Raw genomic sequence first — 25,298 nt, 5'->3', positions numbered from 1 at the left:
GCCACATGGGAAGCCCCCCTCAGCGGGGCGACATGCCCAGCTCCAGAGGCGTGGCACACTGGAGCACTTCGGGCTCTGGCGTTGCTTCTGGCAAGACAAACCGGCTGATCAAGCGGGCCAACTCTTGGGCCTGTTGTTGCAAACTCTCAGAAGCAGCAGCCGACTCCTCCACCAAAGCCGAGTTTTGCTGTGTCACCTGATCAATCCGGGCCACCGCCACATTGATCTGACCAATCCCTTCTTTTTGTGCCAAAGTGGCTGCACTGATTTCTGTCATGGCATAAGAAGCCTGCCGAATAGATGAGACCGTGCGCGCAATGGTGTCGCCCGCATCATTGACCATCTTGGCTCCTGCCTGCACTTGGGCCACCGAATCTTGAATCAGGGATTTGATCTGCTGCGCAGCCTCTGCCGAGCGGATAGCCAGCATCCGCACCTCACTGGCCACCACTGCAAACCCGCGCCCCTGCTCTCCGGCACGCGCTGCCTCAATGGCGGCATTGAGCGCCAAAATATTGGTCTGAAAGGCAATGCCATCAATCACATCAATGATGTCCACAATCCTGTCTGAAGATTGCTCAATGCCCCGCATCGTGCTTTGCACCTGACCCATAGCAGTGCCGCCCTCTTGTGCCACTGCCGCTGCCGTGCTGGCGAGGCTCTCTGCCCGACGGGCAGCGGCTGCCGATGCCACCACCCGCCCAGTAATATGCTCCAACGAAGCCGCTGTCTCTTGCAATTTGGACGCGGTCTCTTCGGTGCGTGCCGACAAATCCGCATTTCCCATCGCGATCTCACTGGTCGCAGTGCGAATACTGTGTGCCGATGCCCGCACCTGTGCCACCAAGGTGCGCAAGGCCTCCTGCATCACGGCCAGCGACATCAACATACGCCCTGCCTCATCACGCTCATGGCCTTGAATTTCATGGCGCAGATCCAAGTTAGCCACCCGGTTGGCCGTGGCACTGGCCGTGGCGATGGGTCGGGTAATACTGCGCATCAACCACCAAGCCAAACCACCACCCAACACCAAAGCCAGGGCACTAAAACCCAACAACGCCAATCTGGCCCGGTCGCTCCACTGGGCAATCTCGCGGTCACGCGCATCAATGGCATTGCGCTGCCACTGGGTCAAAGCCCCCAGAGAGGTCTGCAACGTGTTGGTGGCGGGCAAGAAACGGTTGCTATAAACCAAATGGATGCGGGCTGTCAGACCCGAGTCGCGGGCGGCCACCAGTTCTGTGCGCGCCAGCATAAAGTCCTTGGCTGCGGCCTGAATGCGTGCCAACAATTCGCGCTCGGCAGGTTGTTGCAGCTGTTGGTCCAGCTCGGCCATGAGGCGATCATAATTTTCCTGGGTTTTGGCAATATCGCTCCCCAGTATCTCTCCCACCTCTGGCTCCGAACTCAAGGCCACGGCCTTATACCGCTCAGAATTGATGGCCTGGGCGCGATAGGCGTCTGCCACTAAGCGTTCAGCAGCCATGCTGTGCTGCACCATGCCTTTGGTAGCGTCGTTGATGCGGCTCAACGACCAAATCCCCATCATGGCCCCCACCAGGCCCAACAACAACACCAACAGGAAAGCCGACAGCAGACGGCGCCCCAAGCTGCTGCGTGACATCTCAGAAGTGTGTGAAAAGAATTGCATTGAAAGACCATTCAGAAAATCAACACACCCAAAGTGCAGGGTGTGGCGCCACTATGCCCGTTGGCTGTGACGTTTTCTTGTCAGTTCTTCCTGCGGATCTTTAAAACACGAAATCCAGCCGAGGTCAATGCGGATTGCTACTCAGCCTGTACGACGAGCGCGTGCCTTAGCCAAAGCAGCAGCAATGGCTGCTTTTTTATCCAATGGTGGATTGGCTGCTGGCAAAACAGCCGTTTTTGGCAACGCAGAGGCTTCTGGTGTAGGAGCCGCCCCCCCACCCCAACGCTGCTGATGTTGCCGATAACGGGCCTGTGCCTGTTGTGCTTGAGCGGTTGACCAAGCTTGCCAACCGGTGGCCGTTCCACTCACTGTCTGCAACTGAATGCAATCAACAGGGCAAACCGGAACACACAAACCACAGCCGGTGCAATGCTCACCCATGACGGTGTGCAACTGCTTGTTGGCACCCAAGATTGCATCGGTAGGACAAGGCGCAAGGCACAAGGTGCAACCAATGCACCAAGCCTCATCAATCACAGCCACGCTGCGTGGGCCTTCACTCCCATGCTCAGGGTTGAGTGACAGGGGCGGCTGCCCCGTCAAGGCAGCGAGCCGCCGCACACCCTCCTCGCCCCCAGGTGGGCATTGGTTAATGGCCGCCTGCCCTTGGGCAATGGCACGGGCATAGCCCGCACAGTCGGGATAGCCGCAGCGGGTGCATTGCGTCTGGGGCAATGCTGCCTCTATGTGCAGCGCCAGCACCTGCCAATTTTCATCCGCTGCAGACACCCCGGCTCAACCCTTGCGCGTACGGCGGTTGTATTTTGCTGGTGCCTTGCGGGGGCTGGCAGTGACCGCCATTTGCAAGCTATTTTCTGGGTCTGCTTGGTGCATGTGTTCGGCAGCCCCTGTAGGCACATTGGCAGGCGCTGGTGCCGCCTCGGCTGCTGTGGTCACGGGCGCACTGGGCACAGACGTGGAAGCCACATCACCTTGGCTGTGGTAGATAAAGGCCCGCACCTGCGGATACACCATTTCACGCCAGCGCCGACCACTAAAAATACCATAGTGGCCTGCCCCTTTGGCCTCGAAATGCTCTTTGTTGGTGGCCGCAATACCGCTACACAGATCATGGGCCGCACGGGTCTGACCCGTGCCAGAAATATCATCCAACTCCCCTTCCACTGTCAGCAGACGGGTGTGATGAATGTCTTGGGGCCGCACACGCTCCAAGGCACCACTGTTGGAGCGCACATCCCAGGTGCCATTGACCAACTTATATTCTTGGAACACGGTACGAATCGTCTCCAAGTAGTAGTGCGCATCCATATCCAGCACCGCGTTGTACTCATCGTAGAACTTGCGGTGCGCTTCAGCACTGGCCCCATCCCCCTTGATCAGGTCTTTGAAATAATCGTAATGGCTGACCATGTGGCGGTCGGGGTTCATGGCCACAAAGCCGGTGTATTGCAAAAAGCCAGGATAGACGCGGCGGCCCGCCCCCGGAAAGCTGTCAGGCACCCGGTAGATGACGTTGTTCTCAAACCATTCATAGCTGCGCTTGGCAGCCAAATCGTTCACCGCAGTGGGCGAGTGGCGGGCATCAATAGGCCCACCCATCATGGTCATGGACAGAGGTGTCTTCTCGCCTCGGCTGGCCATGAGCGACACGGCGGCCAGCACCGGCACTGTGGGTTGACACACACTGATGATGTGGCAATTGCCATAGTTGGCTTGCAAGTGCTGGATAAATTCCTGCACATAGTTCACATAATCGTCCAAGTGAAACTCGCCCTGCGACAGGGGCACCAAACGAGCGTTCTTCCAATCGGTGATAAAAACCTTGTGGTCTTGCAGCATGGTGCGCACTGTGTCGCGCAGCAGCGTAGCGTAATGACCAGACAGGGGGGCTACGATCAGCACCACTGGCTGCTTTTTCAGCTTGTTCAGTGTGGCCGGATCATCAGAAAACCGCTTGAAACGGCGCAACTCACAAAACGGCTTGTCTAGCGCCACACGCTCATGGATAGCCACCTCCACGCCTTCGACCTTCACGGTTTTGATGTCAAAGGCTGGTTTTTCGTAGTCCTTACCCAAGCGGTAGAACAAATCATAGGCGGCGGCCACCCGTTGCGCCACAGGCAACTGGCTCAGGGGAGAACCGGGATTGCTAAACAACTTAGACGAAGCTTGCGCAAAGTCGGAGAACGGCTCCATTAAAGAGCGTTGGTTTTCATAGATCTGGTAGAGCATGGTGGCGTCCTGTTTTGTTGCACTGCAATATAAATGCTGCACTGCAATATGGCAAGCTGATAGATTTTGTTAATGGATAGCAGACTAATGATTAAAATGAAACAGCGAGAAACAGCGTTGCACCCAAGACACTAATTCAGCCCAACACCGCAGGCGGCTGATGGGCCAGAGCCATCACTTCATGGGCAGGCAGATCCTTGAGGCGGTGATTGCTCCACACCTGCCGCCAATGCCTGGCTCCACGCAAACCGTGACGCAGCCCCAGCATGTGGCGAGCAATCGCATACCAATGGGTGCCGTGTTGGGCTGCCTCGCGGGCCATGTAGTCCACCATCGTGGCCTCCACCGCCTCGCGTGACAGATGCTGTGGGGTGGCGCCATAAAAGACTTCATCCCATCGAACTAGCCACCAAGGGTTGTGGTAGGCCTCACGACCCACCATCACGCCATCAACCAAGGCCAACTGCTCCTGCACAGCGGCATCGGTAGTGAAACCGCCATTGATAGCGATCGTCAAGTGGGGAAAATCCTGTTTTAGTTTGGCAGCAACACCATAACGCAGCGGAGGCACCTCGCGGTTTTCTTTGGGTGACAAGCCTTTGAGCCAGGCATTGCGTGCATGAACGATAAAAACCCGGCAGCCAGCCCCTGCCACCGTACCCACAAAGTCGCGGACAAAGCCGTACTCCTCGTTCTGATCAATCCCAATGCGGTGCTTTACAGTGACCGGCACGTCCACCACATCCAGCATGGCCTTGACGCAATCGGCCACCAAGGTAGGCTCTTGCATCAGACAGGCACCAAACGCCCCCCGCTGTACACGCTCACTTGGGCAACCGCAGTTCAGATTGATCTCGTCATAGCCCCATTGGGCACCCAGTTGGGCGCTTTGTGCCAACAAAGCACGATCACTGCCCCCTAGTTGCAGCGCCACCGGGTGCTCCTCGGCATTAAAACGCAAATGGCGCTCCGTGCCTCCATGAACAATAGCCCCCGCGTTGACCATCTCGGTATACAGCAGCGTGTTCTTGGTCAGCAAACGGTGAAAAAACCGGCAATGTCTATCCGTCCAGTCCAGCATGGGCGCCACGCTCATGCGCCACGGTGAGTGTTTCTCGGTATTTGTAGGGGAAGCGATGTGCAGCATCTCTGATGTCGGCCCGGCAGGCCCATTGGTGACTGGCGATGGTAGCGCAGGATAGTGACCCCACTATTGCCGTTCATTGGACATCTTCCCCGTCCCCAAGGACGCCGATTTCGACAGGCGTGCCCACCGCTGGACGGTATTCAACTGCGCCAAGTGGCATCACGGTGCCACTGCCAACATGCACGCCATCACACACCCTGAACCCCGCCTCTGATCATGGGCACATGTACGGCACTTTTCGTCATTCTTGTGTTTTCATGGGGATGAATTCGTACAGAATACGCAAACAATCACCCCGCCTTGTTGCATAGCCAAGGTCAAACAGTTGTTGCAGGATATGCCGAACACCATTCTTACCATAGAAGACCAAGCCGACATCCGGCGGTTGATTCGCATGACCCTGGAGTTTGATGGTCACACCGTCATAGAGGCCTGCCAAGGCGAGGAAGGTCTGCGACTGGTACGCCAACACCAGCCCGATTTGATCTTGCTAGACATCATGATGCCGGGTATGGATGGGCTGGAAGTCAATCGCATCCTGCAAGCCGATCGCCTGTTGCGCCATATACCCGTAGTGATGATCACCGCGCTAGACAGCGCCACCGACCGCGATGCCGGACTGGCCGCCGGTGCCAAAGCCTATCTCAATAAACCGTTTGGGCCGGTGGAGTTATTGCAACTGATCAAGCAACTGCTGGGCAGTGGTCATACGCCTGCCCAGCAGGGATAAGGCCATGCATGGCACACCAACACCGTTTTTCCCCTCCTGGTGCGCCCTGCACCACCTCTGACCAACAATGTCAGCATTTCGGCCCAGCGCCAAGGGGCATCCGTCACCCAGGTGGCTGAACTGGAAAAACAGGCTGCCAACATTGGCGATATCGTCAAGGCCGTGGCCCGGATTGCCGACCAGACCAACCTGTTGGCCCTCAATGCCGCTATCGAAGCTGCTCGGGCAGGCCAGCATGGCAAGGGCTTTGCCGTGGTGGCCGATGAAGTGCGCACCTTGGCCGAAACCTCAGAAAAAAGCGCCAAGCAAATTCAGGGGCTGGTCGGCCAAATTCAGCAGGAAGTCAAGGTGATTGCTGATGGCATTGGCCAATCGGCCAAAACCGTAGAGGGCGAAGTCGAAAAGGGCAAGACCATCACCCAGCAGCTGGACGAAGTTCGTCACACCATGGCCGAGCTGGTGCAAGGCATCACCGACATCGCCAGCGGTGCGGCACAGGCTGCCACGGCCACGCGCCAAGCGGTCAAGGGCTCAGAAGACATCGCTGCTGCTGCAGAGCAACAGACTGCCGCTAGCGAAGAAGCGGCCAAAACCGTGGCCGAACAAACCCAAGCCCTCAACGAGAGCGAACAAGCTGCCGCTGGCCTGTCTGAATTGGCTGAAGAACTCAAGCGGTCTACCGATGTAGCCAAGAGTGCCGAAGAGGTTGCCTCGGCCGCTGAAGAGCTTTCCACTGCTGTGCAAGAAATCAGCCGCTCGGGTGGGCAGATCATGGCGGCGATTGAACAGATTCGCAAAGGTGCCGACGTGCAATCGGCCGGCGCCGAAGCCTCCGCTACCGCCGTGAACCAAATTGAACGCAGCGCCCAATTGGCTACAGAACGCAGCACCGCCAATGCCAACAAAGTGGCCGCCATGCGCAAGCTGTTAGCCACCAACCAATCGATGGTCAACAGCCTGATTGCCAATATTCAGGCCTCGGCAGAAGCCTCACGGGTCAGTATCAAGCAGGTCAAAGAGCTGGAGCTGGTGTCGCGGCGTATCGACAAAATCGTTGATGCCATCGCCACCGTATCCATCCAAACCAACATGTTGGCGGTCAATGGCTCGATTGAGGCGGCCCGCGCCGGTGAATTTGGCAAGGGCTTTGTTGTCGTCGCTACCGATATCCGCAATCTGGCCCAAGACTCCGCCGAAAATGCCGACCGCATCAAAGACTTGGTCAAAGCCGTGCAAGACCAAATTGGCGTGGTCGGGCGCGATTTGGACGAAATCATCGCCGCCACGATCACCGAAGTGGAAAAGGCCAAAGCCACCTCGACCAGTCTGGTATCCATCGAAAACGACACCGCCGAACTGGAACGCAGCACCACCGAAATCCTGAATGCCGCCAACGAAATCGGCTCGGCCATCGTTCAGGTCAAGCGTGGTGTTGATCAAATCGCCTCGGCGGCCCAAGAGGCTTCCAAGGCTGCAGACGAAGCTGCCGCCGCTGCCCGTCAACAGGCCCAAGGAGCAGAAGAGCTAGCGGCTGCCATTGAAGAAGTGGCCTCGCTGGCCGATGAGCTGCAAAGCGCCTGACATTGGGGCGACACATGAGCAGCGAAACCTACGCCGACCCCGATACCTCCTGCGCATCGGCAGAGAGCCATACCATCCTCCAGTCCTCAGATACCCGCCAATACGTCACCTTCATGACCGGGGATGAGGTGTTTGCTGTCGAAATGGCACCGGTACAAGAAATCATTCGCGTGCCTGATGTGGTGCGTGTTCCCCTGTCTCCACCCACTCTGGAAGGTTTAGCCAACCTGCGGGGTAAGGTGCTGCCCATTGTCTCGTTGCGCCGGGCGTTGGGTTTTGCCGACCGCACAGCCGACGACACCTCGCGGGCCGTGGTCATCAACTTAGGGCAACCGATGGGCTTTGTCGTCGATCGCGTAGCCAGCGTGGTGGGTGTCGATGCCAACCAAATTGAAGACGTGGCAGGCATCCAAGGCACGGTCAATACCGAACTGCTCTCGGGTCTGATCAAAGATGTGGGGGGGCACGCTATGGTGATGGTGCTCAACTTCCAGAAACTGATTGCCCAAGAGTTTGCCCACCTGGGAGGCAACCGCCAAGGCGGGCTGTTGGCCTCTGCCAATAGCGACGAACAAAGCCGCGCCAGCGAAGAAGAGCTGCATTTGGTCAGTTTTGCCGTTGCAGGGCAGGAATACGCGATTGCCATTGAAGATGTGCAAGAAATTGTGCAGGTGCCCGAGCAAATCGTGCAGGTACCTCATTCCCAGTCCCATGTGTTGGGGGTCATGACGCTGCGCCAACGCCTGCTGCCACTGGTTTCGTTGCGACGCATGTTTGGTTTGGCCAACCAATCGGCCAACGAGCAAAGTCGCATTGTGGTCGTCTCTATCCGAGGGGCTTCCGTGGGCATTGTGGTGGACAACGTCAACGAGGTGCTGCGTGTACCTCGGCGCAATGTGGAATCCATGCCGAGTTTGCTGGCCCGCGACAGTGATATGGCCGACATTACCGACATCTGCCGCCTTAGCGATGGCAAACGCTTGGTATCCATCATTTCTACCGACAACCTTTTTCGCCATTCGGCCATCAAGGAGGCTCTGAGCACCGTGAACAGCCATGACCCTACTTTGCGCACCAGCGACACCAACCACAGCCAATCTGGCGACGATGAACAGGTGGTGGTGTTCCGACTGGGCACCGAAGAGTTTGGCGTACCCATTGACAGCGTGCAAGAAATTGTGCGGGTGCCCGAAGTCCTGACCCATGTGCCCAAAGCTCCTGCTGCGGTAGAAGGGGTCATCAATCTGCGTGGTGCCGTACTGCCAGTGATTGACCTGCGCCGCCGTTTGGGGCTGCCCACAGTAGCGCGCAACGATGGGCAGCGCATCATGGTGTTTTTGATCCAGAATGTACGCACTGGCTTTATTGTCGATGCCGTGGCTGAAGTGCTCAAAGTACCCCGCCAAGCCATTGAGCCAGCGCCCCATCTGTCTCAGGAACAGGCAACGCTGTTAGCACGCATGGCCAACCTAGAAAAGCAAAAGCGGATGCTGCAATTGCTCGACCCCAACCACCTGCTCGCCGCCGCCGAACTGTCCTCTATGGCCACTATCGCTACCTAGCACTCCAGGGGAGAGATGACGATAGATGATCAAACTGTTGATTGTGGATGACTCCGCGCTCATGCGCCGTCAACTCCCGGCGCTATTCCAAGCAGAGGGTGATTTCGAGATCCGCCAAGCCCACAACGGAGCCGAAGCCGTGGAGCAAAACCGCAGCTTTTTACCCGATGTGGTCACGCTGGACATCAATATGCCAGAGATGGACGGCATCACGGCGCTGTCACTCATGATGGCCGAGCGCCCCGTGCCGGTCATCATGGTCTCATCACTGACCGAAAAAGGTGCCTTGGTCACGCTGGAAGCGATGAACTTAGGGGCCATAGACTATGTGGCCAAACCGGATGGCACGATCTCGCTGTCCATCCAAGAAATACAGGCCGATTTGGTGGCTAAGGTACGCGCCGCAGCCAAATCCCGCCCCACTGCGGCCACCGCTCGCCGCCGCAGCGGCGGGGCGGTGCAAGGTTTGAGCCAACGCCTGCGCGACGAACACCAGCGCCGAGCCAGCGCCTTGGCCCACCAATCTGGACTGATCTGCGAAGACCTGCTGTTGATCGGTGTCTCTACCGGCGGCCCCCGTGCCTTGGAAGAGTTGCTGCCTGCCTTGCCCGCCGACTTTCCTTGGCCGGTACTGGTAGCACAACACATGCCTGCCACCTTCACCGGGCCGTTTGCCCACCGCCTCAATACTGTCTGTCCGCTAGAAGTGGTAGAAGTCACCAGCCCCATGCCTGTGTCCACCGGACGCATCTACATTGCCAAGGGTTCTGCTGACATGGTGCTGGCCCGCCGGGCGGGCACCCTGATGGTGTTGCCTAAGCCCGCCTCTGCTGAATATTTATGGCACCCATCGGTAGAAATGCTGGGGCGCAGTGCCTTGCAACATGTGAACGCCAAGCACCTGATTGCAGTGCTGCTGACAGGCATGGGCGATGATGGTGCGCAGGCCTTCAGCCAAATTTACCAACATGGTGGGCGCACCATTGCCGAATCCGACAGCACTGCTGTGGTTTTTGGCATGCCCGCCGCCCTGATACAACAAGGCGGTGCCTCTATCGTGCTGCCACTGGACAAAATCGCCAACCAGCTCAACGCTTGGGCTACCCGCTCCACAAGGACAGACCATGGCCCTCATTAAACCGCCAACACCGGCTATTGCTCCCGCACAACTGCATCTGCCAGAGCGGCCCGAACGCGATTGTCCATTGTTGCTGGCCCAGTTAAACGACCCGCGTCCAGAGGCTCGGCGGTGGGCTGCGCGCGATCTGCTGGACTGTCCTAGCAGCAGCGGCGCTATCGTGGCCGGGCTGCTACAAGAAACCGATCATTCGGTGCGCGAAGTAATGCTTACCACCCTGGTGCGTGTGGGAGACGCCACCGCCGTTGCAGGGCTGGTGCAATGCCTGCGCAGCCAAGACGCGGCCCTGCGCAACGAGTCGATTGAGGCGCTCAAACAACTGCCCCAAGCCGTGGCGCCCATCATGCGTCAACTGCTCAGCGACGACAACAGTGACATGCGCATCTTTGCCGTCAATGTGCTCGAATCGCTGCGCCACCCTGAGGTAGAAAACTGGCTCATCACCGTCATTACCCACGATCCCCACGTCAACGTTTGCGCCACCGCTGTGGATTTGCTTGGCGAGGTGGGCTCCAGCGCCGCACTAGAGCCCCTGCGCCAGCTCAAAACCCGCTTTGCCGCAGAGCCCTATATCCAGTTTGCCGCGGATCTGGCTATCAAGCGCATTCTGCAAGAGTGAGGCCCCATGACCACGCCCACCCTCAGTGATGAAGATTTTGGAAAGTTTCGTGAATTCTTCTACCGCAAGACTGGCATCCAGTTTGATCTGAGCAAACGCTATTTTGTGGATAAGCGCCTGCTAGAGCGCATGGCCGCCACTGGCAACGCCTCATTTCGCCATTACTTTACGATGCTGCGTTTTCAGGCATCGGGCGAAGAACTACAAAACCTCACCAACCTGATGACCGTCAACGAAACCTATTTCTTTCGCGAGGAGTACCAGTTTCGTTGCCTCGTCAACTCCATACTGCCTGATTTATTGACACGCAAGCAGCATGATGGGCCACTGCGCATCTAGGTCATTCCTTCATCCTCAGGCGAGGAGCCCTATTCGATTGCCATCTGTCTACTCGAACGCTGGGCCGGATTGGAACACCACGATGTAGAGATCATCGCCTCTGACATCGATACCGACATTCTGAACTTGGCCCGAGCTGGGTTGTTTTCAGAGCGATCGGTGGCACAAATGCCCATCACCTACTTGCAAAAGTATTTTCGGCGCAGCGGCCACAACTACCAGCTCTGTGATGATGTGCGCTCGGCGGTGGAGTTCACGCGGGTCAACCTATCTAACCGTGCCGACACCCGCCCCTACCGCGACTTTGACATCGTCTTTTGCCGCAACCTGCTGATCTATTTTGACGATGTTTCACGCAAGGCCGCCGCAGAAACCTTTTATGACGCGCTCAGGCCGGGTGGTTTTATCTGTCTGGGCCATTCTGAATCGATGAGCCGCATCTCCTCGCTTTACCGTGTACGTAAATTTCCTGAGGCCATCGTCTACCAGAAACCGATGGAGTAAGCCGTGAAACGCATTTTGATCATTGACGATGCCGCTACTGTACGTATGTACCACCGGGGCATTCTGGAGGCGGCAGGCTACGAGGTGGAAGAGGCCATCAATGGCCTGGAAGCCTTAGAAAAGGTACTGCTGACACCATTTGACCTGTATCTGGTCGATGTCAACATGCCCAAGCTTGATGGCTATGGCTTCCTGCGGGAACTGCGCCGCCAAGACATCGCACAAATGCCTGCCATCATGATCTCAACCCAAGCCAGCGCCGAAGACCGCAAACGTGCCTATGCCGCTGGGGCCAACCTCTATCTGGTCAAACCCACTCGCCCCGAGCAATTGGTGGCACCCATTGCCCTGTTGCTAGGGGAGGCCGAAGAATGAACAGCCTGCTGGAACAGTTTTTGCCCGAGGCCCGCGATGCCCTCGAAGGCATTGGCGATAAGCTGATGCAGTTGGAGCATGCCCCCGATGATGCGGAACTGATGACCCAGCTCTTTCGGTTAGTGCATACCCTCAAGGGCAACAGTGGCCTGTTTGACTTCCCAGAGATGACCCGGGTGCTGCACGCTGGCGAAGATCTGATGGACGCCGTGCGCCACGGTCAGGTGGCCTACTCTCCCGATTTGGCCGATCGGTTGCTGGACGCCATGGATTTTGTCGGGCGGCTATGCGATGAGATCGAAAAAGAACATCCCTCCGACCCTGCCACCGCCACGCAAGCAGCACAACTCGCTGCGGCACTGCGTGCGCTGATCGTGTTGCCACCACCAGACAGCGATAACAGCCACACGGTCTCCAGCCCTGCCACCAAACCAGCAGCCCCCACCCTGCCCAGCCCCGCAGAGCTGCTGCGTGTACCTGAAGAAGTGCGCCAACAAGCATGGCAACGTGCCCAAGCTGGCGAACCCCTGCTGTGGGTGCGTTATGGCCCTGATGCAGGTTGCTTCTTTCAAGGTGAAGACCCTTTGCACCAAGCCCGATTGACACCGGGCTTGCTGTGGGGCGGCATCAGCGCCCGACAATCTTGGCCCCCGCTGATCACGCTCGACGCCTACAACTGCCAGCTCGACTTTGCCGTGCTGACCGTGGCACTGCGCAGTGAGATTGAAACCCATTTCCGCTATGTGCCTGAGCAGATCGAGATTCTGCCCCTGCCCGCACTCGCCTTGGTGCTGCCTAGCGGAGAGCTCAACGGTGGCCCAGTGTATGAAGACTTTGTGACCGATGCACTAGACTTTGTACGCCGACATGACTTGGCCGGATTGGAACGCACCGTTCGGTTAATGCTGGAGCTGTCCAACAGCAACTTGTGGCTGGCCTCCGCGCTGCGATGGATGCAGATACTGTTGCAAAGCCCCAACCCCGATCCGCACACAATCGAAACGTTGGTGGTGTCGCTGCGCGAACAGCAAGCACCCGACTGGAACCCCATCCTGTGCGGCGTGCCAACGGTGGCCCCACCCCCCGTTGCCCCAGTTGCAGCAACCCCTGCCCCTCTGGATATCAACCAGCACACCCTGCACGAGTTGCTGGCCGTGCAACGCGAAGTATTGGCCCTGCCCGACAACGATCCCTGGCTAGCTGGTCGGCTCAAGGGGGTCTTTGCCTCATTGGCTCCTTGCTTGCGGGCTGCCGGGCGCAGTGCAGAGCTGCCTCAGTTGCAAGCAGCCCTACAAGACGCACTGCAACAAACCACCTCGGCACCACTGGCTATTTGGCTAGAAGACGCTTTTCCAGCGCCCTTGGAGCCGGTGGCATCAGTGGCAATGCCTGCCACAGAAGCAACGTTGGTCGCCACCCCCGCACCGCCAGGCCCGCCGGTAGAGCTGGCATCTACCCGCCCCCCCGCAGCCCCAGACACAGCACCTGGCAACACCGCCCCGCCCCCTGAGAGCGGCGATGGTGATATGAAAATGGGCCGCCGCAGCGATGACCACCTCAGCGCCAAGAGCCTGAAGGTCGATCAAGTCAAAATTGATCGGCTGATGAACCTGATCGGCGAAATGGTGGTGGCTAAAAACGCCATTCCCTATCTGGCTAACCGTGCCGAAACGCAATACGGCATGCGCGAACTGTCGCGCGAGATCAAAGCCCAATATGCAGTGATCAATCGCATTTCCGAAGAAATGCAAGACGCCATCATGCAGGTGCGCATGTTGCCCGTGTCTTTTGTATTCCAGCGTTTTCCCCGATTGGTGCGTGACACGGCACGGCGCCTTGGCAAAGAAATAGAGCTGGTGATGGAGGGCCAAGACACCGCCGCCGACAAAAACATCATTGAAGCCATGGGCGATCCACTGGTTCACATGGTGCGCAACAGCATGGACCACGGCATCGAGCAGCCCGAGGTGCGTTTGGCCGCGGGTAAACCTGCCCAAGGCACCCTGCGCATCAGTGCGCGCCAAGAAGCCGACCGGGTCGTGATCGAGGTAAGTGACGATGGCAAAGGCATTGACCCACAACTCATCAAGCGCAAAGCCTACGAGAAAGGCCTGATCGATGAAACCACACTCGAGCGCATCAGCGACCAAGAGGCCATCAACCTGACTTTCTTGCCCGGTTTTTCCACCGCTGAATCGGTTTCAGAACTATCGGGCCGGGGTGTGGGCATGGATGTGGTTCGCACCGCCATCGACCGGGTTAACGGTAGCATTGCACTAGAGAGCTGGCTGGGCCAAGGCACCCGCGTCCGGTTGTCTCTGCCATTGTCAATGGCCGTCACCAATGTCATGACCATCGAGGCCGACGGCCAAGTTTTTGGCATTCCGATGGATGTGGTGGTCGAAACCGTGCGCGTACCACGTAGCAACACCCGCCAGATCAAACAGGGGATGGTCACCGTGTTGCGCGGGCGGGTTGTGCCACTCAAATCGCTCAACCGATTGCTGAGTCTGGCCCCCCCTCCGCTCACCAATGACAGCGATGAATATGCAGTGCTGGTGGATGATTTCTGCGAAACTGCCGACATCATCCTCAAACCCTTGGAGGGCGTGCTGTCCAACATCGGTCTGTATGCCGGTTCGGCCTTGATGGGTGATGGTTCGGTACTCATGGTGCTCAACGTCAAGGAGATGCTCTGATGCCGTTTGAATTTCGCAAAAAGCAAGTGCTGTTGCAGGGGGTGATTGGCGTTGAAGAAGCCGAAACCCTGCTCGAATGGCTACAGAAAAAACCGGCTGCCACCGCCGACCTCTCTGGCTGCGAACACCTGCACCCTGCCAATCTACAAGTCCTGCTGGCGGCCAACACCCGTATCGATGCCTGGCCCACCGATCCGGTGCTGACACAGTTTCTGCAATCTATTCTTGTTCCAAGTGGTGCCTGAAGCACCTTGTTTTCATGCCTAAAACTATTTTTATCGTTGACGACTCCCTGACCATGACCATGAGTCTCAAGTCCAATCTGGAACTCAATGGCTTCAAGGTCGAGACTGCCAGCGATGGCCTCCAAGCATTGACCAAACTCAAAGGCGGCTTCAAACCCGACTTGATCATCACCGACATCAACATGCCACGCATGGATGGCATGGAGCTGATTCGCCAAGTCAAAGGGCTGCCTGGCCTGCGCTTTACCCCCATCCTGACCCTGACGACTGAGAGCGATCCCAAAAAACGCGATGAGAGCAAACGGCTTGGTGCTACGGGTTGGCTGGTCAAACCAGTGTCTGGCCCCGATCTGGTCAAGATCGTCAAGAAGGTGCTGCCTGGTGCCTGAGCACTGGCAGGAAGGGGGGCACTATGGGAACTCGTCCATCCACCGACTTCTGGCGTCTTCTGCTGGTCTCTGCGCTCACGGCTACCGCTGTCGCCTGTGTAGTGCTGTGGCTGCCTTGGCAGCCTAGCCCTTGGGTCTTGGCATGGGTATCTGCCGGGGGAACCGCACTCATCAGTTCCCTCTTGTACTACCTGCTGTTGCGACTCCAAAAACGCCGTCCCACCCACCACCAGCACCAAGAGCACATGCCCGTCGATGTGGCGGTAGATGAACTGCGACAGGTGGTGCCCTATCTGGGGGTCATGCGTGAACAGCTCCAAGGTGCCCTGCAACAAACCGAGGAAGGGGTGGTTGGTCTGATCAGCACACTCCACCAGATGCATAGCAACTCCACAGCACAAGTCAACCGTATCACAGCTTCCCAAGAAAAAGGGGTTGAAGTCACGCAAATCTTCCGTGACAAGGTGCTGATCGACCGACAACTGGGTGCCATCTTGAAGATGTTTGTCGACAAAATGGAAGCCGATGAAAACAGCAATGTGGTACGCATCCGGCGCCTGCAAGAAGTCAAGAAACTGTCCGACTTGGTCAATGTGATTGCAAGCGTAGCGCAACAAACCAACTTTCTTGCCATCAATGCGGCCATTGAAGCAGCCCGGGCTGGCCCCAGTGGCAAAGGCTTTGCAGTGGTGGCTGCAGAAATTCGTGCCCTTTCCACTCGCACCGCCGCGGCAGCCAAAGAAATTGCCAGCAAAATTTCCGGAGCCACCGATGGCATCGACAGCGAGTTGGCCCAAGCCCTGGATACCAGCCAGCGCCACGCCTCCACTGGCAACATGCGCCGGGTCTTGGCAGATATCGAAGAAATGCAGGATCGGTTTGCCAAAGCTGAACAGCACATGGAAGAAATCATTGCCGGAGTGGCCCAAGGCCAACAGGTACTCTCTGGCTCCCTGACCGATGCGATGGGGCAGATGCAATTCCATGATGTGATGCGCCAGCGGGTCGAACATGTGCAATCAGCGATGGCCGAGCTTGATCAGCATTTACAAAACCTTGCCGATCAATTGCTGGATCATCCTTGGGATCAAGAAACCATGACCACGCTCAAAGAGCGGCTAGAGGCACAGATACAAAACTACGTCATGCAAAGCCAGCGCGACACCCACCAAGCAATCACCGGCGCCACCACCGCCCAAGCTGGGGCAGCAGACGAGCGCCCCAAAATCGAACTCTTCTGACACCAGCAACAGATATGGCACGCACCCTGATTGTGAGCAACCGCAAGGGCGGCACCGGCAAGTCCTCCAGCGCCGTCAACATCGCCGCAGAGCTCCATGCCAGGGGGCAGCGTGTGCTGTTGATCGACATGGATACCCAAGCCCATTGCGCCTATGGTGTTGGTCTCAGCATAGGCCGAGACACCCCAACCCTGCATGGTTTTATGGCTGGGCGCCATTCCTTGCAAGATGCCGTACTGCACACCGGGTGGGCGGGGTTAGATTTGATCCCCGGAGATCCGTTGTTTGAACATGGCTCTGGGCAAGTGGGTGAATTGCTGTTGCGCAACGCCCTGCACCACACAGGGCTGGCACAGGCTTACGACACCATTGTGCTAGACACCCCACCATCCTTGGATGCTTTGCTGCTCAACGCCCTGTGCGCTGCCGATAGGGTATTGATTCCTTTCGTACCCCATTTTCTGGCTGGTGAGGGTGTACGGCAATTGGCACGGGTATTGTTCAAAATAGCCAGCCGCGGCAGCAATGAGGATTTGCGTGTATTGGGCTTCCTGCCGGTGATGTTAGACACCCGCATCAATTTGCACCGCCAGGTACAAGAAGGGCTAGGGCAACAATTTGGCCGCAACCGCATGTTGCCTGGAATCCGAAATGATATTCGGGTGGCTGAAGCCTTTGCGGCTGGGCAACCGCTACGTTACTACGCGCCCAAAAGCCGCGCCGCTGCCGATTACACAGAGGCCGTCGATGCCCTGCTGCTGCGCTGGTAAAGCACCAAAGATACACACCGCTCCAGCCGCAGTGAGCCAGCACGCTCAGCGTTGCACCAAACCTTTGTAAACACCACAGCCCAAATATCGGTTGTCGTCCACGCGTTGAACATACGACATTTTGGCCTGTACAGCACCCGTCACTGGGTTGCGAAAATCGTACTCCACCCAACCCGGCCCACGATCGCCCTGCGCCACAATGTCATACACCAAGGCATCCCCAGCAATACCGGGCACATCCTGCACCCTGGTGCCCACCCGCTGCGGGTTGCCGCCAAAAGCATGGTAGACGCCATCGGAATCCAAGACAAAGACATACATATCCCGGTCATGGTAAGGCTGGGTAGGATCGCTCAGGGTGCGCAAAAAAGCATCTCCCGATAGCCGCTGACGCAAAGTCAATGCCCGTTGCACTAAGGCCACGGCCTCATCGGCCGTACCCTGTTGCAAGCGGAACCGGGCCACCGCCTCCGTCAGGGTGCTGGCTCGATCTTCTAAGGTATTGGCCTGTTGCACCGCCAACGCTACCATTTGGGCATTTTCTTGTGTGATCTGGTCGAGTTGGCGCACCGCCTGGCTTATTTCTTGCAGCCCGGTGCTTTGTTGCGCCGTGGAGGCTGAAATATCAGACATCCCCGCCGCCACCCCTTGGATGCCCTCTGCCATCAGGCCAATGCCCGTTCCAGCGGCACGAATAGTGTCGGCACTGGCTACCACCTGCTGCACGGTCGTTTGGATCAGGCTGCGAATTTCACGCGCAGCAGCACTGGAGCGCCCAGCCAGCATCCGCACCTCAGAAGCCACCACCGCAAAGCCACGCCCAGCTTCTCCAGCGCGGGCTGCTTCTACAGCGGCATTGAGCGCCAAAATATTGGTCTGAAACGCAATACCATCAATCACGCCAATGATTTCGTTCATCCGGCGTGCATCTTGTTCAATGGTTTGTACCGACCGCACCGCCAATGCCATACCCTCTGTGCCCTTGCCAGTGGCATGGCTCACCTCGCTGGCATGCTCATCGGCCATGCGCGCCGCTTGGGCACTGCTTTGCACCGAGGCCGACATTTGCTCCACACTGGCTGCCGTTTGTGCCAAATTGGCCGCCTGTTGTTCCGTGCGTGCTTCTAAGGCACGGTTATCGGCGGCCAATGCTTGACCCGCTGTTGCCACCAGCGCCGCATTGCTGCGAATATCGGCCACCATCGACGACAGCGTCAGCAGCAACCGATCAAACAAACGCGCCAGCCCCGCCAACTCATCGCGGCCATGCACGGGCACCTGCACGCACAGATTTCCAGCAATCGCCTGCTCCATCGCTTGGGCCAAGCCACGCAAATCTGCTGCCAAACTGGCATGAAAGGCAAAAAGAGCATACAAGAGCCACAGCAGCGTCAAGAGAGCAATGGCACCGAGGGTGATGCTGCTACCTCCCCACATCACCCCTAAGCCCAGCACCAACCAGCCCAACACAAAAGTGCCGCCCAACAACAGCATTTTTCCGGGCAGACGCAAACGCCGCATCAGCCACACCCCTGGGTGCAACAGTGAAAATCCAGACATGGGGCTTGTCTCCAATAGGTATTTTTAAGCGATGCCACCTTGACCGTGGCGCCCGAGAGCCACAGCCAAGCAAGCCGGCATGGTCATGACAGTTGCTTGCGCACCACTGACATCCCCGATAATCAAGGGTATGAATCCCTTGCTCTCGCGTTTGCAGCCCTACCCCTTCGAGCGGTTGCGCGAACTCTTTTCCCCCATCACCCCCAACCCAGCCTATCGCGCCATCAGCTTAGGGATTGGTGAACCCAAACATGCCGCCCCTGAGCTGGTCAAGCAAGCCCTCACGGCAGCGTTGGGCACCGGCTTATCAGGCTACCCTGCCACCACTGGCACCCCCGCCCTGCGCCAGGCCTGTGCCAACTGGCTACAACGCCGCTATGGTGTCGAGGTTGATCCGAGCACACAGGTACTGTCAGTCAATGGTACGCGCGAAGCACTGTTTGCCTTTGCCCAAACCGTGATTGACCCCACGCGCGAAGGTGCCACGGTCGTCTGCCCCAATCCGTTCTACCAAATCTACGAAGGCGCAGCCCTGTTGGCAGGGGCCACTCCTTACTATGCGCCCAGCAACCCAGCGCGCAACTTTGCCGTCGATTGGGACAGCGTACCCCCAGAGGTTTGGCAACGCACCCAACTGCTTTACGTTTGCTCCCCTGGCAACCCCACCGGAGCCGTGATGCCACTGGACGAATGGCGCAAGCTGTTCGCCCTGAGCGATCGCTACGGCTTTGTCATTGCCTCAGACGAATGCTACAGCGAGATATATTTCCGTGACGAACCGCCATTGGGCGGTTTAGAAGCAGCCATCCAATTGGGCCGTACCGGCTTTGAACGTTTGGTGGCCTTTACCAGTCTGTCCAAGCGCAGCAACGTACCCGGCCTGCGCAGCGGCTTTGTTGCGGGTGATGCCGCCATCCTGCAACAATTCTTGCTCTACCGCACCTACCACGGCAGCGCCATGAGTCCAGTAGTGCAAACCGCCAGCATCGCCGCTTGGAACGACGAACAACACGTCATTGACAACCGCGCCCAATACCGCGCCAAGTTTGCCCAAGTCACACCATTACTGGCCAGTGTGATGGATGTAGCCCTGCCCGATGCTGGTTTTTACCTCTGGGCTGCTGTGCCACATCGCTGGAATGGCAGCGACACCGACTTCGCCCGAGAGCTGCTGGCTCAATACAATGTCACGGTTTTGCCCGGCAGCTACTTGGCCCGCGAGGCCCAAGGCTTCAACCCCGGTCAAGGGCGTATCCGTATGGCCTTGGTGGCCGAAACCGCCGAATGCCTAGAAGCCGCCCAACGCATCGTGCAATTTATCCAATCCAACCCCTGATTTTTACCATGAGCCAACAACTGCAAAGCATCATCGAAGCCGCTTGGGACAACCGCGCCAACTTGTCGCCAGCGGTAGCACCAGCCGAGGTACGCGATGCCGTCGAACATGTCATTGCCCAACTCAACGACGGTCAATTGCGCGTCGCCACACGCGAAGGCGTAGGCCAATGGACAGTACACCAGTGGATTAAGAAGGCAGTGCTGCTGTCCTTCCGCCTCAAAGACAACGTACTCATGCAATCGGGCGCGCTCAACTTTTTTGACAAAGTGCCCACCAAATACGAAGGTATGAGCGAAGCCGACATCGCCGCTACCGGCGTGCGCGTAGTGCCCCCGGCTGTGGCCCGCCGTGGCAGTTTCATTGCCAAAGGCGCCATTCTGATGCCCTCCTACGTCAACATCGGTGCTTATGTCGATGAGGGCACTATGGTCGATACTTGGGCCACCGTAGGCTCTTGTGCCCAAGTCGGCAAAAACGTTCACCTGTCCGGTGGTGTTGGTCTGGGTGGCGTATTGGAGCCACTGCAAGCCAACCCCACCATCATTGAAGACAACTGCTTTATTGGCGCTCGCTCCGAAGTGGTCGAGGGCGTGATCGTCGAAGAAAACTCCGTCATCAGCATGGGCGTCTATATCGGCCAAAGCACCCCCATCTACGACCGCGCCACCGGAGAGATCAGTTATGGTCGCGTGCCTGCTGGTTCTGTGGTTATTTCTGGCAGCTTGCCCAAAGACGATGGCCGCTACAGCCTGTATGCAGCCATCATCGTCAAGCGTGTCGATGCCCAAACCCGCGCCAAAACCAGCCTGAACGACCTGCTGCGCGACTGATACCGCCGCCGCAGCCGCCTGCACACCCACACCACTACCTTTTGGGGACTGCACATGAGCACGATGGAGCGCATCTTGCGCCTGATGGCCGAGAAGAAGGCTTCCGATGTCTATCTCTCAGCCAATGCACCGGCACTGATCAAAATCAATGGCGAGTGCATCCCCATCAACAACCAGATTTTGCCGCCTGACGCACCGCGCAATCTGCTGTCGGAAGTGGTGGCACCTGAGCGCATTGAAGAGTTGCAAGAGACCGGCGAACTGAACATGGGCGTGCCCATCTCGGGGGTGGGGCGTTTTCGGGTCAGTGCCATGCGCCAACGTGGCAGCTATGCCGTAGTAGTGCGTTTTATTGCCCAAGAAGTACCCAACCTGCAAGATCTGAACTTGCCACCCGTGCTGGGCGACTTGATCATGGAAAAGCGCGGGCTGGTGCTGGTCGTCGGGGCCACAGGCTCTGGCAAAAGCACCACGCTGGCCGCCATGATTGACAAACGCAACAGTTTGCAAACTGGCCACATTCTGACGATTGAAGACCCTGTGGAATTTCAGTTCCGCAACAAGAAATCCATCGTCAACCAGCGTGAAGTAGGCAGCGACACGCAATCCATGCAGATTGCACTGAAAAACGCCCTGCGCCAAGCCCCGGATGTGATTCTGATCGGCGAAATCCGAGATCGTGAATCTATGTCGGCGGCCATTGCCTACGCCCAGTCCGGCCACCTGTGCCTGGCTACGCTACACGGCAACAACAGCTACCATGCACTCAACCGGATTTTGAGTTTTTATCCGGTCGAGGTGCGCGCCACCATGCTCAGCGATTTATCCTCGGCACTCAAGGCGGTGGTCACGCAACGGTTGGTGCGCACTGCTGCTGGCGCTCGTGTGCCTGCCGTCGAAGTCATGCTCAACACCAAATTGGTCTCGGAACTGATCGAAAAGGCCGATTTTTCTGGCGTCAAAGAGGCCATGGAAAAATCAATGGCCGAAGGCTCGCAAACCTTTGAAGAAGATTTGGCCCGCCTGATTATGGAAGGCCGCATCGACCGTAAGGAAGGTCTGGCCTATGCCGACTCTCCTACCAACCTGATGTGGCGTTTGCAAAACGACTTTTCTCTGGCTGCCAAAGCCGCCCAGGCCAACAAGGCCGCCCAAGAAGCCAAGGGGGAAGATGATGTTCCCTCATTCACCGAAATCACCCTGGATGTCACACCGGGCACTTAAGTGACCGTGGCTGCATCCTTCTGAACTTTATCCATGTCCCTGACCTTGTCTCTGGCCGAGGCGCTGATTTCGCGCCCATCTGTCACCCCCGAAGATGCAGGTTGTCTGCAACTCTTGACCGAACGCCTAACCCCTCTGGGCTTTGTCTGCGAAGCTATGGACAGCGGCCCCGCCAATTTTCGCGTGCAAAACCTGTGGGCCAAACGGGCCGCAACAACGCCCCATGCCAAAACCGTGGTTTTTGCCGGCCATACCGACGTTGTGCCCACTGGCCCGCTAACGCAATGGAAGAGCGATCCATTCATCCCCACGCAGCGCGATGGCAAACTCTATGGACGGGGTGCCAGCGACATGAAAACATCCATCGCCGCTTTTGTCGTCGCCGTGGAGGAGTTTTTGGCCGCCACCCCAGAGCCACTGATCCACCTGGCTTTTTTGCTCACTAGCGACGAAGAAGGCCCCTCGATCGATGGCACCAAAGTTGTCGTAGAGCAGCTCAAAACCCGAAGCGAACGGTTGGACTATTGCATCGTTGGCGAGCCCACTTCCGTCAAGCGCACTGGCGACATGATCAAAAATGGCCGTCGGGGCACCCTCAGCGGCAAACTCACTGTGCGTGGCATCCAAGGCCATATTGCCTATCCACATCTGGCCCGCAACCCCATCCACGAAGCCGTGCCCGCCCTGACCGAACTGGCCGCCATGCGTTGGGACGAAGGCAATGCTTTTTTTCAGCCTACCAGCTGGCAAATGAGCAACATCCACGGTGGCACGGGAGCCAGCAACATCATTCCTGGCGCAGTGGTCATCGACTTTAATTTCCGCTTCTGCACAGAGTCCACTGCCGAAGGCCTCAAAAAGCGTGTCCATGCCGTACTCGATCGCCATGACCTCGAATACGAATTGCAATGGACACTCGGTGGACAACCTTTTCTCACCACCCCTGGCGAACTGGTGCAGGCCGTCCAACAAGCCATCCACACAGAAACCGGGCTGGCCACTGAACTGTCCACCACCGGTGGTACCAGCGATGGCCGCTTCATTGCCACCATTTGCCCTCAGGTCATTGAATTGGGCCCGCCCAATGCCAGTATCCACAAAATTGACGAACACATCGCCTTGGCTGACATTGAACCGTTAAAAAACATCTATTGCCGCACCCTCCACAACCTGCAAGCGCAAGCAGTGGCGGCGCTCGCATGAGCGCGCAAGTTTTGGCCCTGCCCCCTGTTGCAGGAAGCACCATTGGTGCCTTAGTGGCCTCTGGCGCCCACAGTTTGCAAACTGCCGGGGTGTCGTTTGGGCATGGCACGACCAATGCCCAAGATGAAGCCGCTTGGCTGGTGTTGTGGCGTCTGGGCTTGCCACTAGACACCCCCTTGGATGGCAACGAACCCAATGCCGTGCAGCATCAACCTGTCACGGCTGAACAGCAAGCACTGGTGGCAGCCCTGTTTGCCGAACGCATCCGCAGTCGTAAACCCGCCGCTTACCTCACCCAAGAGGCTTGGCTACAAGGCGTACCGTTTTATATTGACGAGCGGGCCATTGTGCCGCGCAGCTTCATTGCGGAGTTGATCGCCAATGGCGGTTTTGACGACTGGCTGGGCGAACAGACCCATGCGGTACTCGATTTATGTACAGGCAATGGCAGCTTGGCGATATTGGCCGCTATGGCATGGCCCGACATTGCCGTCACAGGTGCCGATATCTCTCCTGATGCCTTGGCAGTGGCACAGATCAATGTCCATCGACATGGGCTGCAAGAGCGTATTTCGTTGCAACTCTCTGACGGACTGGCGCAATTGCCCGGCCCCTGGGATTTGATTTTGTGTAACCCTCCGTATGTCAATAGCGACAGCATGGCCCGCCTGCCCAAAGAATATCAGGCTGAGCCGGTGCTGGCATTGGCCGGGGGTGAGGATGGTATGGATTTTATCCGCCAGTTGCTGCGTGATGCTCCCTCTCACATGACGGAAAACGCGGTTCTGGTGCTAGAAATTGGCAATGAGCGCGCCTTTTTTGAGGCAGCATTCCCGCAACTGCCTGTATTCTGGTTAGAGACCAGTGCTGGAGAAGACCAAGTATTGTTACTCACCCGTCAAGCTTTATCCAATTTATGAGTTCACCGCCCTTTCGTGTTGCCGTTGTCATTCCTTGCTATCGTGTAACAAACCACGTTCTTGATGTGATCGCACGCATCGGCCATGAAGTAGATGGCATTTTTGCGGTCGATGACTGCTGCCCAGAAAAATCCGGATTTTTTATCCAACAACATTGCCAAGACCCACGGGTAACCGTTCTATTTAATGCACAAAATCAAGGTGTAGGCGGGGCGGTCATGGCAGGATATCAAGCCGCTATCCATGATGGATATGACATCATTGTCAAAATTGATGGTGACGGTCAGATGGACCCCAAGCTTTTGCCAGCATTCATCTCCCCCATTGTTAATGGTGAGGCTGACTACACCAAAGGCAATCGTTTTTTTGATTTAGAAGAAATTCATCAAATGCCACGACTGCGATTGCTTGGCAATGCAGGTCTGTCATTTCTAACCAAAATATCCTCTGGGTATTGGAATATTTTTGATCCCACCAATGGATATACGGCCATTCACGCCAAAATTGCCAGCCACCTCCCCTTCTCCAAAATTAGCCGCAGGTATTTTTTTGAAACAGATATGCTGTTCCGGCTGAATACGCTCAAAGCTGTGGTGGTAGACGTCCCTATGGATGCACATTACGCAGATGAGGAAAGCAACCTGAAAATTGGCAAAATTCTTCCTGAGTTTTTAGCCAAGCATACTATTAACTTTAGCAAGCGTATTTTCTATAATTATTATTTAAGGGATATGTCACTGGCTTCAATTGAATTGCCTGCCGGAATTTTAATGTTGCTTTTTGGTGCATGGTTTGGTATCAGCCATTGGATTCAATCTACATCACTACAATCATACTCATCTGCGGGCACCGTGATGCTGGCAGCTCTGCCCATTATCACAGGGCTACAGCTTTTACTGGCTTTTATTGGCCATGATGTGGAATCTACTCCGACTCGACCCATACATAAAGTATTGCATCGAAAAATTAAATTATAAAA

The 25,298-nt window shown here is 57.0% G+C and carries 23 protein-coding genes and 1 pseudogene; 19 read left to right on the top strand and 5 right to left on the bottom strand.

Annotated elements, in window-relative coordinates:
* Positions 1-19: 19 nt before the first annotated feature.
* The 4 genes from ACFO6X_RS03955 to dusA all read right to left on the bottom strand — a co-directional run bounded on the left by ACFO6X_RS03955 (position 20) and on the right by dusA (position 5,051).
* Entirely contained in the window at positions 20-1,624 is a 1,605-nt protein-coding gene (locus tag ACFO6X_RS03955) for a methyl-accepting chemotaxis protein (protein ID WP_382430262.1), read from the bottom strand.
* Positions 1,625-1,792: 168 nt separating this feature from the next.
* Positions 1,793-2,440, bottom strand: a complete 648-nt coding sequence (locus ACFO6X_RS03950; protein WP_382430261.1) for an RnfABCDGE type electron transport complex subunit B — start codon at positions 2,438-2,440, stop codon at positions 1,793-1,795.
* A 6-nt stretch (positions 2,441-2,446) separates the two neighbouring features.
* Entirely contained in the window at positions 2,447-3,904 is a 1,458-nt protein-coding gene (locus ACFO6X_RS03945) for a polyhydroxyalkanoate depolymerase (RefSeq protein WP_382430259.1), read from the bottom strand.
* A gap of 136 nt (positions 3,905-4,040) precedes the next feature.
* Positions 4,041-5,051 (bottom strand): tRNA dihydrouridine(20/20a) synthase DusA, encoded by a 1,011-nt coding sequence (gene dusA, locus ACFO6X_RS03940; RefSeq protein WP_382430257.1) that lies wholly within the window; start codon positions 5,049-5,051, stop codon positions 4,041-4,043.
* Positions 5,052-5,388: 337 nt separating this feature from the next.
* On the opposite strand from dusA, the gene ACFO6X_RS03935 reads away from it, so the two are divergent.
* From ACFO6X_RS03935 to ACFO6X_RS03875, 13 genes and pseudogenes are all read left to right on the top strand, one after another.
* A complete protein-coding gene (locus ACFO6X_RS03935) occupies positions 5,389-5,781 on the top strand; it encodes a response regulator transcription factor (RefSeq protein WP_382430255.1) in 393 nt (130 codons plus the stop codon).
* A 66-nt stretch (positions 5,782-5,847) separates the two neighbouring features.
* Positions 5,848-7,362: pseudogene (locus tag ACFO6X_RS03930) on the top strand (methyl-accepting chemotaxis protein); the annotation flags it as partial.
* 14 nt (positions 7,363-7,376) lie between these two features.
* A complete protein-coding gene (locus ACFO6X_RS03925; RefSeq protein WP_382430253.1) occupies positions 7,377-8,924 on the top strand; it encodes a chemotaxis protein CheW in 1,548 nt (515 codons plus the stop codon).
* A gap of 25 nt (positions 8,925-8,949) precedes the next feature.
* Positions 8,950-10,062 carry a chemotaxis-specific protein-glutamate methyltransferase CheB gene (gene cheB / locus ACFO6X_RS03920; protein WP_382430251.1) on the top strand — a complete coding sequence of 371 codons (1,113 nt, stop codon included), beginning with the start codon at positions 8,950-8,952 and terminating at the stop codon, positions 10,060-10,062.
* Positions 10,049-10,681 (top strand): HEAT repeat domain-containing protein, encoded by a 633-nt coding sequence (locus tag ACFO6X_RS03915; RefSeq protein ID WP_382430249.1) that lies wholly within the window; start codon positions 10,049-10,051, stop codon positions 10,679-10,681. The genes cheB and ACFO6X_RS03915 overlap by 14 nt, the downstream gene beginning before the upstream one ends.
* A gap of 6 nt (positions 10,682-10,687) precedes the next feature.
* The gene (locus ACFO6X_RS03910) at positions 10,688-11,020 is read left to right on the top strand and encodes a protein-glutamate O-methyltransferase CheR (protein ID WP_382430247.1); all 333 of its coding nucleotides are present in this window, start codon (positions 10,688-10,690) and stop codon (positions 11,018-11,020) included.
* Positions 11,021-11,023: 3 nt separating this feature from the next.
* Complete coding sequence (locus ACFO6X_RS03905; RefSeq protein ID WP_382430512.1) at positions 11,024-11,524, top strand: CheR family methyltransferase; 501 nt, start codon at positions 11,024-11,026, stop codon at positions 11,522-11,524.
* 3 nt (positions 11,525-11,527) lie between these two features.
* A complete protein-coding gene (locus ACFO6X_RS03900; RefSeq protein WP_382430245.1) occupies positions 11,528-11,899 on the top strand; it encodes a response regulator in 372 nt (123 codons plus the stop codon).
* Positions 11,896-14,598, top strand: a complete 2,703-nt coding sequence (locus ACFO6X_RS03895) for a chemotaxis protein CheA (RefSeq protein ID WP_382430243.1) — start codon at positions 11,896-11,898, stop codon at positions 14,596-14,598. Before ACFO6X_RS03900 ends, ACFO6X_RS03895 begins: the two co-directional genes overlap by 4 nt.
* Positions 14,598-14,843, top strand: a complete 246-nt coding sequence (locus tag ACFO6X_RS03890; protein WP_382430241.1) for a hypothetical protein — start codon at positions 14,598-14,600, stop codon at positions 14,841-14,843. Before ACFO6X_RS03895 ends, ACFO6X_RS03890 begins: the two co-directional genes overlap by 1 nt.
* Before the next feature lie 14 nt (positions 14,844-14,857).
* Positions 14,858-15,232 (top strand): response regulator, encoded by a 375-nt coding sequence (locus ACFO6X_RS03885; protein WP_382430239.1) that lies wholly within the window; start codon positions 14,858-14,860, stop codon positions 15,230-15,232.
* A gap of 23 nt (positions 15,233-15,255) precedes the next feature.
* Positions 15,256-16,473: a methyl-accepting chemotaxis protein gene (locus tag ACFO6X_RS03880; RefSeq protein WP_382430237.1), complete on the top strand. Its 1,218-nt coding sequence runs from the start codon at positions 15,256-15,258 to the stop codon at positions 16,471-16,473.
* Between the two features lie 14 nt (positions 16,474-16,487).
* On the top strand, positions 16,488-17,243 hold the full coding sequence (locus ACFO6X_RS03875) for a ParA family protein (RefSeq protein ID WP_382430235.1): 756 nt from the start codon (positions 16,488-16,490) through the stop codon (positions 17,241-17,243).
* 45 nt (positions 17,244-17,288) lie between these two features.
* Here ACFO6X_RS03875 and ACFO6X_RS03870 read toward each other — a convergent pair whose 3' ends face one another.
* Complete coding sequence (locus tag ACFO6X_RS03870; protein WP_382430233.1) at positions 17,289-18,803, bottom strand: methyl-accepting chemotaxis protein; 1,515 nt, start codon at positions 18,801-18,803, stop codon at positions 17,289-17,291.
* A gap of 130 nt (positions 18,804-18,933) precedes the next feature.
* Between ACFO6X_RS03870 and dapC the strand changes: the two genes are divergently transcribed.
* The 6 genes from dapC to ACFO6X_RS03840 are packed head-to-tail and all read left to right on the top strand — an operon-like array spanning position 18,934 to position 25,296.
* Entirely contained in the window at positions 18,934-20,139 is a 1,206-nt protein-coding gene (gene dapC, locus ACFO6X_RS03865) for a succinyldiaminopimelate transaminase (protein ID WP_382430231.1), read from the top strand.
* Between the two features lie 8 nt (positions 20,140-20,147).
* The gene (dapD, locus tag ACFO6X_RS03860) at positions 20,148-20,972 is read left to right on the top strand and encodes a 2,3,4,5-tetrahydropyridine-2,6-dicarboxylate N-succinyltransferase (protein WP_382430229.1); all 825 of its coding nucleotides are present in this window, start codon (positions 20,148-20,150) and stop codon (positions 20,970-20,972) included.
* A 54-nt stretch (positions 20,973-21,026) separates the two neighbouring features.
* Complete coding sequence (locus ACFO6X_RS03855) at positions 21,027-22,196, top strand: PilT/PilU family type 4a pilus ATPase (RefSeq protein ID WP_382430227.1); 1,170 nt, start codon at positions 21,027-21,029, stop codon at positions 22,194-22,196.
* A gap of 33 nt (positions 22,197-22,229) precedes the next feature.
* Positions 22,230-23,399 carry a succinyl-diaminopimelate desuccinylase gene (gene dapE / locus ACFO6X_RS03850; RefSeq protein ID WP_382430225.1) on the top strand — a complete coding sequence of 390 codons (1,170 nt, stop codon included), beginning with the start codon at positions 22,230-22,232 and terminating at the stop codon, positions 23,397-23,399.
* Positions 23,396-24,319 (top strand): 50S ribosomal protein L3 N(5)-glutamine methyltransferase, encoded by a 924-nt coding sequence (gene prmB / locus ACFO6X_RS03845; protein ID WP_382430223.1) that lies wholly within the window; start codon positions 23,396-23,398, stop codon positions 24,317-24,319. The genes dapE and prmB overlap by 4 nt, the downstream gene beginning before the upstream one ends.
* Positions 24,316-25,296 carry a glycosyltransferase family 2 protein gene (locus ACFO6X_RS03840; RefSeq protein ID WP_382430221.1) on the top strand — a complete coding sequence of 327 codons (981 nt, stop codon included), beginning with the start codon at positions 24,316-24,318 and terminating at the stop codon, positions 25,294-25,296. The genes prmB and ACFO6X_RS03840 overlap by 4 nt, the downstream gene beginning before the upstream one ends.
* The last annotated feature ends 2 nt before the right edge of the window (positions 25,297-25,298 follow it).

The organism is Giesbergeria sinuosa, from assembly GCF_042652905.1.
Taxonomy (GTDB): domain Bacteria; phylum Pseudomonadota; class Gammaproteobacteria; order Burkholderiales; family Burkholderiaceae_C; genus Simplicispira; species Simplicispira sinuosa.
This window is presented reverse-complemented; position numbering and strand designations above follow the sequence as displayed.